The sequence below is a fragment of the Bacillus sp. Leaf49 genome (genome assembly GCF_001426125.1).
Classification (GTDB): Bacteria; Bacillota; Bacilli; order Bacillales; family Bacillaceae; genus Bacillus; species Bacillus altitudinis.
In genome coordinates this window covers 322,666-334,270 of the sequence record NZ_LMRK01000001.1, presented here as the reverse complement: position 1 = coordinate 334,270, position 11,605 = coordinate 322,666, and the positions used below count along the sequence as shown (strand labels likewise).

The window sequence follows — 11,605 nt, the reverse complement described above, 5'->3', positions numbered from 1 at the left end:
ATGGTAATGGCGATCGATACGACAGAGACAGGTTTTGAGACAAATATCGAATTAGCATTAATCATGAATGGCTATAAAAAGCGTGTGTTAGAAGGTGAGGCAAATAACTTTTTCAAGCAGCATGCAATCGACGTAGAAGAGCTATTTGCATTTTTAGAAGATACGCAGGAAAAGCGGATGCGTACGTTAGAGAAATCGTATGGTCCTACTTATCAAGAACAAGTGTTAAAGCGCATTAAAGATCAGCTACATAAACAAGGTTTGGTTGAATGTTTACGTAAAGGGATTAAAGATCGTGGTGTCACATTACAACTTGCGTATAACCAGCCACCCACCGATATGAATAAAACATTAAATGAGCAGTACAGGAAAAACCGTTTTAATGTTGCTCGCCAAGTGTTTTACAGTGATAAGCATAAAAATAGCTTAGATATGGTGCTGTTTTTAAACGGTTTACCACTTGTAGTGATGGAGCTGAAAAATCCATTAACAAATCAAACAGTTGAAGATGCGATGAAACAATTAAAGAATGATCGTGATCCACGTGAGCAGCTATTTAAATTTAATGAGCGTGTTGCTGTTTACTTTGCCGTTGACCCAGATGAAGTGTTTATGACAACAAAGCTTGATAAAGGCAAAACGTACTTCCTCCCATTTAACAAAGGCAATAACGGCGGGAAAGGCAATCCGTTAACTTACGGTGACAACTATCGAACGCATTATTTATGGGATGACATTTTAGCACCTGATAGCTTGCTCGATATTATATATCGTTTCATCTTTATTAAGAAAGACGACATTAAAGATTCAAACGGTGAAACAATAGGTGAGCGTCAAATGCTCATTTTTCCTCGTTTCCATCAGCTTGATGTTGTACGTAAGTTAGAAGCAGATGTTGCACAAAAACTTGTCGGTCATAATTATTTAATTCAGCACTCTGCGGGATCTGGTAAGACGAACTCGATCTCATGGCTTGCACACCGTTTAGCTAAGCTACATAACGAGGAAAATGAATCGATCTTTAGTAGTGTCATCGTGATTACCGATCGCCGAGTGTTAGATAAGCAATTGCAAGACGCAGTGTATCAGTTAGAGCATAAAGCAGGAATGGTCGAACCAGTCGATAAAAATTCAGAGCAATTAGCACGTGCTATTAATAGTGAAACACGCATTATTATTACAACACTCCAAAAGTTCCCATTTATTTTGGAGAAAGTAGCGGGTTTAGAGCGAAAAAAATATGCAGTTATTATCGACGAAGCGCACTCATCTCAAGGTGGTAAAGCATCTACTGCGTTAACAAATGTTCTATCAGATAAGACGTTAGAAGCCGCATATGAGGAAGACCGCATTGCCGAAGAAAACTTAGCTGATGTAGACGAGAAAATTGTGGAAGCCATTTTAAAAAGTGGGAAACAGGATAACGTATCGTTTTTTGCATTTACAGCGACTCCCAAGCCCAAGACGTTAGAAAAGTTTGGTACGGTTGGTATTGATGGTAAGCCAGAGGCCTTTCATCAATACACAATGCGCCAAGCAATTGAAGAAGGGTTTATTTTAGATGTACTTGAAAACTACACGACATATAAAACGTTCTGGAAAATTGCCAAGACAGTCGATGACGATCCTGAAGTATCGAAGAAGCAAGCCACCAAAAAACTTGCTCAATACGTTTCATTGCATCCACACAGCATTGAACAAAAAACAGAAATTATCATTGAACATTACCGGAATTTTGTACAGCGGAAAATTGGTGGACGTGCCAAGGCAATGGTCGTGACAGCAAGCCGTTTACATGCAGTACGTTATAAAATTGCTTTTGATAAGTATATTCATGAAAAGGGATATCACGATTTAAAAACAGTTGTGGCATTCTCAGGTACTGTAAAAGACGGTGGAATTGATTATACGGAGCCGGACATGAACAGTTTCTCTGAAAAAGAGCTACCTGATAAATTCAATTCAGATGAATTTAAGGTATTGCTTGTAGCTGAGAAATATCAAACGGGATTTGATGAACCACTGTTGCATACGATGTATGTAGATAAGCCATTAAGTGGTATTAAAGCGGTGCAAACTCTATCTCGTTTAAATCGAACTTGCCCAGGTAAAGAGGACACATTCGTACTCGATTTTGTAAATGAACCAGAGGTTATGAAAGCTTCGTTCCAACCATATTATGAATCAACAAGTCTATCTGAAATTACGGACCCTAATATCCTTTATGATATGCAGGCTGATATCGAGCCTCATCAAGTATTTAAGGAAGATGAGGTGCAAAGGGTTAATGAACTTGAAGTAAAAGACGGTGTGAAAAAGTCAACTAAGGCGCAAACAGAGTTAAATGCAATTCTTGACAAAGGTGTAGAGCGATATAAAAAGCTTTCAGAAGAAGAACAGTTTGATTTTAAACAAGCCTCAACAAAATTTATTCGTACTTATAGTTTTGTGCTACAAGTTGTAACGTTTATTGATCTAAGCTTACACAAACAATATATTTATTTAACATACTTGTTGCGCAAACTACCTCGTACAACTGGTGATAAGGACGTTTATTTAGCTGATGATATCGCACTTGAATACTATCGAAATCAAAAGGTATTCGAAGGAAGCATCGAGTTGGAAAAAACGGGTGGCATTGAACTTGATCCACAGAAGCATGGTGCTGGTGGTGTAGCTGAAGATGAGAAGGTGCGATTATCAAGCGTGTTAGAAAAGTTAAATGAGCGCTTTGGTACAACATTTACAGAAACAGATTTTCTTTCTCGTGAACAAGTGAAAGAGGATATGTTGAATGATGATGATCTTCGTCAGAAAGCGAAAAACAATACAAAAGAAAACTTCAAATTTGCTTTCGAAAAAACATTTATGAATTTTGTTATCGACAGAATGAGTAGCAATCAGGAATTCTTTATGAAAATTTTAGAAAACGATGAATTTAAGTCTTATATTATGGAAGACATGTTGAATGAGGTATATGGAGAAGTGAATCGATGATAATTCTATCGAAATATCAGTATAAGTCCTAAAAGAAAAAGATGACGGACCGTCATCTTTTTCTTTTATAGTAGTTACTGTTCAGTTTTTTGTGAAGGTTTCAAGAATCGAATAAACAAAGGGCTAACTACAAAAATAGCTATAATAAGTAAAAGCTTATTTGATACAAATTTCATGAACGTAGTATTAATGATATACAATGAAATGAGTAATAAATAACATACTAAGAATAATAAACCAGACTTCCTTTTTTGAAACGGTTTATCTAAAAGAATGAGCATAAATAAACCTACCATGATAATGATGAAGGTCATTATTTTACCTCCTTAGTTATTGTGGAAATACACCAGATGGAACTGCCGCATAACCTAATCCAGTAAATCTTATTCTTACGCCATGTCCTTCATGTTCATCTTGAATCATTTGACCAAAGCCTACAAGCCCTCCTCCTATTACTCCGGCAATAGCACTAGCTAGTTGAGTAGGAGGAACGGGTATAAATCTAGAAATGGCTGCGATTCCACTAGTAGCGCCCCCTCCAGCTTTGAAAGACTGATATAAAGATCTGGTTTCATTGCAATCAAAGTATAAGTTGTATCCCCACCAATAAACATTGTGACCGTTCTTCCCACATCCTTTAGATAATGTTGATACCTTATGATCAAGTGAATTAGTGTTAGATTCATCTAGCATTTTAATACTAAAATCAGGTTGAATAACAGCTTTCTTTTCAAGTACTAATTGGTTACTGTACTTAAGCCACGCCTTTACTTCTTTAATTATTGAATGATCTAGATTCAAATCAGTATAATCTGACTTTAAAATAAGTGTTCCTTTTTTAGATAAATATAGATATGATTCTATTTTTTTTATGTCTTTCATACTGACCTTTGTCTTTTTAACGTCTTTTTGTTCAGAATTAATAAGTTGATTTTTTTCAGAGTTGTTATCATCTGATTTTTTCACTTCCGCAGAGCTTACATTAGAAAAGAACGTTGTGGATATTATAATAGTTAACAAGACTATAAAAAATTTAGAAATTTTACTACTATTGTTGTTCTTCATTAAGTTTTCCCCTCCCGTTTAATGCTGTCATCATTGTACTGTAAAAAAAATATGATGTGGTAATTATTATAAAAAAGGGGAAAAAAGTAGGTTTTATATTGAGCTGGGAGTTAATTTTCGGCGAATTTTTAATTAGTCAAAAAGATGTCTTATGACTCTTGTGGAGTGTATCGTGAAAAAAGAATAAACAAATGTCATAAAGATCTTAAAAACCGCCAACCAATTCAAAATCACATCTTCCCATTTGAGACGTCCTCATATATAGTAAGATTAGACTAGTTCTAAATAACTGAAATTGGGGCGTTTACATGGATTCGATTGTTTTACATTTTATTGTGATCATGAGTGTTTCTGGCATTCTGTCCGTAATATTATCAATCATTGCTCATGCAAATCGCCATCGGTATATTGGCTGTCAATTGTTTATGTATATGTCTGGAGCAACTGCGATTTATATTTTTGGACATACATTTGAATTATTGGCGCGCACCCCTCAAGAAATTACATTTTGGGTTAGTTTTCAATACATAGGTCTTCCGTTTATTGCACCGTTCAGCCTGATGATTGTGCTGCAGTTTACTGGTTTCCATCAATATGTAACAAAGCGCCGCGTGCTTCTCTTCTTGTTGATTCCAATTTTAACCACCATTCTGGTGTTCACCAACTCTTTTCATTCACTCTTTTACCGAAGCATCACGATGAATACAGTAGACGGGTTTTTATTAGCTGATTTTACCATTGGTTATGGTATATCATTCATGGGGTCTATACATTTGGCTGTTCTATGCTCGCTATTTTTATGCTGCTTTGGTTTTTACGTGTGAAGAAAGAATATTTGAAACAGGTGCTGATCTTGCTCGTTGGAATATTATTACCGATCACGACCTCTTTTATCTATTTATTAGGTGTCACGCCTTTTCACATTGACCCAGTACCAGTGGTGATGTTTTTAACCAACGCACTCTACTTATGGGCGATTATGTCTTTTCATCTCTTTAAGCTCTCTCCCATTGCGATGGAGCGTGTGTTTGAACATATGTCAGAAGGTGTTCTTCTATTGGATCGATACCGAACACTGATTGATTATAACCCTGCGGCTGCATTGATCATTCCTGTGCTCGCTAAAAAGGGAATCGGCTATAAAATCGATGATATATTCTCAGGGATCATCAAAGAGCCAGCGTTTATACAGTGGCTGCGTTCTCCGAAGGATCATTCACAGTATGATTTAATGTGGGAAAAAGAGCAGCCCTTCTATTATCATCTCACTGCTTCTTCTCTTTTTAATAGAAGAGGCGAAGTCGAGGGCAGGCAAATTGTGATCAGCGATGTTACGGAGCAGCGACTATTGCAGGAAGAGCTGGAGCGTCGAGCATATATTGATGGTTTGACGAATATCTTCAATCGGTCTTCCTTTATTGAACGAACGCAGATGTTATTGGAAGAGGATGCGCAGGATACTGCGATATTGCTATTTGATATTGATTTCTTTAAACAAATCAATGATACGCATGGACATCATATTGGAGACGAGGCGTTGCGTCATGTTGTGTCCATTTGTCAGCAGCATTTGAAGATGGCTGATTTATTTGGCCGATATGGTGGAGAAGAGTTCGCCATTTGTCTGCCGCATCATTCATTTGAAGAGGCATGTCATATTGCGGAACAGATGAGACATTCATTTGAAGTGAGTTTCTTTCAGACAGATGAGAAAAAAGTAAGAGTGACAGCAAGCTTTGGCGTCGCCCATACAGCGAATGATCCCTCTATATTAGAAACGCTTCTATTTGAGGCAGATCAAGCCTTGTATATGTCAAAACGCCAAGGACGTAATCGGATTTATGCATCAACTGGTTCGGACTATATGCTATACCAAAAGCAGGATCTTCCGCCTGCTTCTCATTGACTGTTGTCCTTCATTTAGATATGATAAACATAACATTTGAACGGTTTCCTAAAGGGGAGTAGCTTTTACGGTTTGGTCGTCATTACAGAAACATCCGTTGTTTCTCGGTCATTCCGGCATGAACATGTTAGCCAGACCTTTGCCTATCACACATGAGGCAAAGGTCTGGCTTTTTTTAAGGTCTTTTTGCATCTGTGTGGTTGGGAGCTGGACAAATGAGGGGTTTCAACATACAGATGAAAGGATGATGGATCTTGAAACAATATGTGATGGCGTTTCTATTAACCGGTACGTTTTTGTTAAGTGGATGTTCAGGACTGTTAGACCAAGTGAACGATACAACGACATATGTCACAGAGGCGAATGAGTATGTGACGGATATTCAGCAATTCACAGAGGATTTTCCACAGCTTGCGGAAGAAGCTGTACAAGATGCTGCCAAAAGAGCAGATTTGACGCAGCAACTGGAATCATTGAAAGCAGACATTCAAGAATTTAATGAACTCACAGCCCCATCAATAGCAGAAGACCTGCATGCACAAATCATAGAGAAAAATAAAGTGCTGTCAGAGGAGATTCAAACCTATTTACAGCAATTGAAAATGGACAACTTCGATGCTGCAGCTATTTTAGAGGATCAGCAAGGCCTCATGAAGCAGCTTCAGCAATCGGTCAGCCTTTTGCAAGATATTGAACAACTAACAAACTAGGATAAGCAAACGGTGATCACAGCATATCTTTGCCTTTTCAGGTGAAGATATGCTTTAATTGAATGTAACACAAGTATGATAGAAAAAAGGTGATCAGATGACAGAACAAGAAGAAAGACATATCGCTTCGCCTAGAGCTGACAAGGAAAAAGATCAATTAATCAATCGCTTAAAACGAGTGGAAGGTCAAGTGCGAGGGATTCAGCAAATGATTGAAAACGATCGTTACTGCATAGATGTCGTGAATCAAATTTCTGCTGTCAATGCAGCTTTAAAAAAAGTGAGTCTTCAATTAATGGAAAAGCATACACATCACTGCGTAGCGGATGCCATTAAGAGCGGTAATGGGGATGAAGCCATTGAGGAGTTAATGAATGTCTTCACGAAGCTGACAAAATCGTAGCAAAAAGCGGATCATTTATGTTTACAATGATACCCTACTAGGGTATAGTAAAAATAGAAAATGATTGATGGAGGCGATGAGAAGTGGAACAATCAACACTACAAGTGCAAGGCATGTCTTGCGGACATTGTGTGAAAGCAGTCGAAGGAAATGTAGGAGAATTAGCAGGTGTTGAATCTGTGAAAGTCCATTTAGATAAGGGTCAGGTGGAGGTTTCCTTTCACCCAGATCAAATTACGTTACACCAGATCTCTGATGTCATTGAAGAACAGGGATATGATGTCGTATAAAATGAGCATACGTGCTGCATAAGACAGCACGTATTTTTTTAAAAATAACAATACCCCCATGGAGTATGTGGAGAGGTGAGATAAATGAAAAAAGAAATTGATTTTCAAATTACGGGAATGACTTGCGCCGCCTGTGCAGGCCGCATTGAAAAGGGCTTGAACAGGTTGGAAGGTGTGGACGACGCCAGTGTGAACTTTGCGCTTGAAACATCCCACATTGTGTATGAAACAGAACAACTCACAACAGAGGATATAAAACAAAAAATTCAATCTCTTGGCTATGATGTGGTGATGGAGCAAGCCGAATTTGATATAGAGGGAATGACATGTGCGGCTTGTGCAAACCGAATTGAGAAAAAAGTCAACCGGATGGATGGTATTGATCAAGGATCAGTGAACTTTGCGCTTGAGTCACTTCAGGTGACATATCATCCAGGGAAAATATCTCCAAGTGACATAAAAGAGGCTGTGAAATCCATTGGGTATTCATTAATTGAACCAGCCGAGGAGCATGCAGAGGAAGGGAAAAAAGACCATCGCCAAGTAGCGATTGAGAAACAAACGGCACGCTTTTTGTTCTCGATGATTTTGTCATTGCCTCTTCTTTGGGCAATGGTCAGTCATTTTTCTTTCACATCGTTTATTTGGTTGCCAGAAGCGTTTATGAATCCATGGGTTCAGCTCGCATTAGCAGCGCCCGTCCAGTTCATTGTCGGCTGGCCTTTTTATGTAGGTGCTTATAAAGCGTTGAAAAATAAAAGTGCCAATATGGATGTCCTTGTGGCACTAGGGACATCGGCTGCTTTTTTCTATAGTTTATATGAAAGTATTCAGTCAGCGGTTCAAGGCACACATGAAGCGGCCCTCTATTATGAAACGAGTGCTGTGCTGATTACGTTGATTGTGCTCGGAAAATTAATGGAAGCAAGAGCGAAAGGGAGATCATCAGAAGCGATTCAAAAACTGATGGGCTTACAAGCGAAAGAAGCTGTGATAGAGCGAGATGGGAAAGAAATGACCGTTCCTATTTCTGAAGTGAAAGTGAATGATCTTGTGTTCGTCAAGCCAGGTGAAAAAGTCCCGGTAGACGGAGAAATCATCGAAGGAACTACAGCGATCGACGAATCGATGATTACAGGGGAAAGTCTGCCGGTTGATAAAACCACAGGAGATACAGTCATCGGGGCAACCATCAATAAAAATGGATTTGTGAAAGTGAAAGCAACAAAAGTAGGAAAAGAAACGGCTCTTTCACAAATCATTCGAGTCGTCGAACAAGCGCAAGGCTCAAAAGCACCAATTCAAAGAATGGCAGATCAAATTTCAGGGATATTTGTCCCCATTGTTGTAGGATTGGCTGTGCTCACTTTTCTGATTTGGTATATCTTTGTTGATCCAGGAAATGTGACAGCAGCCCTTGAAACCTTTATAGCGGTCATCGTCATCGCATGTCCTTGTGCGCTTGGCCTTGCTACACCGACCTCTATTATGGCAGGCAGCGGCCGGGCAGCTGAATCAGGGATTCTGTTTAAAGGCGGAGAGCATTTAGAGATAACCCAATCACTAGATACAGTAGTGCTAGATAAAACAGGGACTGTGACAAAAGGGGAGCCGAGTCTTACAGATGTGATTGCGTCTGCCAATTGGACAGAAGATACGCTGCTTCAGTTAGCAGGATCGGCAGAACAGCAGTCAGAGCATCCACTTGCCAGAGCGATTACAGAAGGCATGAAGAATCGGGGTCTCCAAGCGGTCGAGGTAGAAGCCTTTCAAGCAGATCCTGGTCATGGAATTGAAGCAAGAGCTGCAGGACATGAGCTTTTGATTGGCACACGGAAACTCCTAAAGAAACATCATATCAGCTGCGAAGCACTAGAAGCAGTTGTGACTGAGCTTGAAGAACAAGGAAAAACGGCGATGCTCATTGCCATTGACGGCGAGCCAGCAGGTATTGTCGCCGTTGCTGATACAATCAAATCGTCTTCTTCTCAAGCGGTCGCTCGTCTCAAAGAGCAAGGGATTCACGTCGTGATGATGACAGGAGATAACAAACGCACAGCAGAAGCGATTGCGAGTGAGGCAGGCATAGATCATGTCATCGCTGAAGTTCTTCCAGAGGAAAAAGCGGCTCATATTGCAGCGCTTCAGAAACAAGGAAAAAAAGTGGCGATGGTTGGAGACGGCATCAATGATGCCCCTGCCCTTGCAACAGCAAATATCGGGATGGCTGTCGGAACAGGTACAGATGTTGCCATGGAAGCGGCAGATATTACGCTCATGACTGGAGATCTCCATGCCATTGCAGATGCACTTGAATTTAGCAGAAAAACGATGAGAAACATTAAACAGAATCTATTTTGGGCACTTGCTTACAATTGTATTGGCATACCAGTCGCCGCATTTGGGTTCCTGGCACCATGGCTTGCAGGAGCGGCAATGGCCTTTAGTTCTGTATCGGTTGTGCTGAACGCACTAAGATTACAGCGATTGAAACCTGTCAGAGAGGGTGTGGCAAAATGAAGCTGAATGTCAAATGGGTGTGGACGTTGAGTGCTGTGATTTATGTAGCCTTTGTATTGATAGGCTATGCGATTTATGTCGAACTTTCTCCTCTTCAAGAGCCGCCAGCTGATCATATGCAACATGAGACTTCATCAGAAGCGAAGTCCTCGCATTCGGTGTCAGTCCTGCGCTTCGGTGCTCGTCCTTTCTAGACTTCAATGGATTTCTATTACAAAGAGCTAACATAAAGTTCATTTTAGCTCTTCTCAACAACCTGAGACTTCGCCAAAAGCGAAGTCTTTTTTTAACAATTTTGTGGAAAAACCCACCTTTTAAAAGATTTTTCATAAAAAATTCACTTCTTTTTGTTCCTTTTTGTCGTTTTTTGTAGGTTCATCGTTAAGATGCGATTAGGCAACAAAGAAAGCGTTATCAAAAAAAGGGGGTCCACGTATGAAAAAGTTAGGGTTAGCTTCTCAAATACTCATCGCACTTGTTTTGGGTGTTGTCATAGGAGCACTATTTTATCAAAATGAAACCGTTATTAATGTGTTAACGCCGATTGGCGATATATTCATCCACTTAATTAAAATGATCGTTCTTCCAATTGTTATTGCTGCATTGATTGTAGCCGTTGCAGGTGTAGGCGATATGAAAACCATCGGAAGACTCGGTGGGAAAACGATTCTTTACTTCGAAATTGTGACAACGATTGCATTAGCAGTTGGACTGCTTGCAGCAAACGTTTTCCATCCTGGTACAGGAATTGATATGAGTAACATGGAGAAAGGCGATATCTCTAAATATGAAGAGACATCTAAGTCTTCTGCCGAAAAAGCTAGTTTCTCTGAAACGATTGTGCATCTTGTGCCAACAAACGTGTTCCAATCCATTGCAGAAGGTGATCTATTACCAACAATCTTCTTTACAGTGTTATTCGGATTAGGAATTGCAGCAGTTGGAGACAAAGGAAAACCAGTGTTAGGATTTTTTGAGGGCATCCTCGAAGCGATGTTCTGGGTGACCAATAAAGTGATGAAATTTGCACCATTTGGTGTATTTGCGCTCATCAGTGTGACGGTGATCAAATTCGGGGTCGGAGCGCTTCTCCCGCTAGGTAAACTGGTACTTGTCGTTTACGGCACAATGGCATTCTTTGTTATTGTCGTACTTGGCATTATCGCAAAATTAGCTGGAACAAGCGTCTTTACACTATTTAGAGTGTTAAAAGAAGAAATCATTCTTGCATTCTCAACAGCAAGTTCAGAAGCTGTACTGCCTAGACTAATGGACAAAATGGAGAAGTTCGGCTGCCCGAAAGCGATCACGTCGTTCGTTATCCCAACAGGCTATACCTTTAACTTAGATGGAAGTGCCATCTATCAATCCATTGCCGCCATATTTGTTGCACAAATGTACGGCATGCCTCTTTCCATCTATGAGCAAATTACGTTACTATTAATCTTAATGCTCACATCAAAAGGAATGGCTGGTGTACCAGGTGCATCGATCGTTGTTGTCATCACAACACTTGGAGCAATGGGACTGCCACTTGAAGGTCTTGCCTTCATCGTTGGGATCGACCGTATCCTTGACATGGTTCGTACAACTGTTAACGTATTTGGTAACTCACTTGCAGCCATTGTCATGTCTAAGTGGGAAAAAGTGTTTGATCAAGAGAAATCGAAGAAGTATATTGAGGAATTAAAACAACAAACAAAAGCAGCGTAAA

General features: G+C 39.7%; 10 protein-coding genes. 9 read left to right on the top strand and 1 reads right to left on the bottom strand.

All coding sequences use genetic code 11. The features are described 5' to 3' along the window. Window positions 1-6 precede the first annotated feature (6 nt). On the top strand, window positions 7-2,997 hold the full coding sequence (locus ASG46_RS01800) for a type I restriction endonuclease subunit R (RefSeq protein ID WP_056702756.1): 2,991 nt from the start codon (window positions 7-9) through the stop codon (window positions 2,995-2,997). 330 nt (window positions 2,998-3,327) lie between these two features. On the opposite strand, the gene ASG46_RS01790 is transcribed toward ASG46_RS01800, so the two are convergent. Then, on the bottom strand, window positions 3,328-4,062 hold the full coding sequence (locus ASG46_RS01790; protein WP_234925070.1) for a hypothetical protein: 735 nt from the start codon (window positions 4,060-4,062) through the stop codon (window positions 3,328-3,330). Between the two features lie 308 nt (window positions 4,063-4,370). Between ASG46_RS01790 and ASG46_RS21225 the strand changes: the two genes are divergently transcribed. From ASG46_RS21225 to ASG46_RS01755, 8 genes are all read left to right on the top strand, one after another. Then, window positions 4,371-4,886, top strand: a complete 516-nt coding sequence (locus tag ASG46_RS21225) for a histidine kinase N-terminal 7TM domain-containing protein (RefSeq protein ID WP_234925069.1) — start codon at window positions 4,371-4,373, stop codon at window positions 4,884-4,886. After that, on the top strand, window positions 4,883-5,968 hold the full coding sequence (locus ASG46_RS01785) for a histidine kinase N-terminal 7TM domain-containing diguanylate cyclase (RefSeq protein WP_350168486.1): 1,086 nt from the start codon (window positions 4,883-4,885) through the stop codon (window positions 5,966-5,968). Before ASG46_RS21225 ends, ASG46_RS01785 begins: the two co-directional genes overlap by 4 nt. Before the next feature lie 254 nt (window positions 5,969-6,222). After that, a complete protein-coding gene (locus ASG46_RS01780) occupies window positions 6,223-6,678 on the top strand; it encodes a DUF6376 family protein (protein WP_039168283.1) in 456 nt (151 codons plus the stop codon). A gap of 97 nt (window positions 6,679-6,775) precedes the next feature. Further along, the gene (locus tag ASG46_RS01775) at window positions 6,776-7,081 is read left to right on the top strand and encodes a metal-sensing transcriptional repressor (RefSeq protein WP_056702751.1); all 306 of its coding nucleotides are present in this window, start codon (window positions 6,776-6,778) and stop codon (window positions 7,079-7,081) included. Window positions 7,082-7,164: 83 nt separating this feature from the next. Then, on the top strand, window positions 7,165-7,371 hold the full coding sequence (copZ, locus tag ASG46_RS01770; RefSeq protein ID WP_041507773.1) for a copper chaperone CopZ: 207 nt from the start codon (window positions 7,165-7,167) through the stop codon (window positions 7,369-7,371). A gap of 84 nt (window positions 7,372-7,455) precedes the next feature. Continuing rightward, complete coding sequence (locus ASG46_RS01765; RefSeq protein ID WP_056702747.1) at window positions 7,456-9,891, top strand: heavy metal translocating P-type ATPase; 2,436 nt, start codon at window positions 7,456-7,458, stop codon at window positions 9,889-9,891. Beyond that, window positions 9,888-10,085, top strand: coding sequence for a hypothetical protein (locus ASG46_RS01760; RefSeq protein ID WP_056702742.1), 198 nt, complete (start codon window positions 9,888-9,890; stop codon window positions 10,083-10,085). The genes ASG46_RS01765 and ASG46_RS01760 overlap by 4 nt, the downstream gene beginning before the upstream one ends. Before the next feature lie 241 nt (window positions 10,086-10,326). Further along, window positions 10,327-11,604, top strand: coding sequence for a cation:dicarboxylate symporter family transporter (locus tag ASG46_RS01755; RefSeq protein WP_056702739.1), 1,278 nt, complete (start codon window positions 10,327-10,329; stop codon window positions 11,602-11,604). Window position 11,605 lies beyond the last annotated feature (1 nt).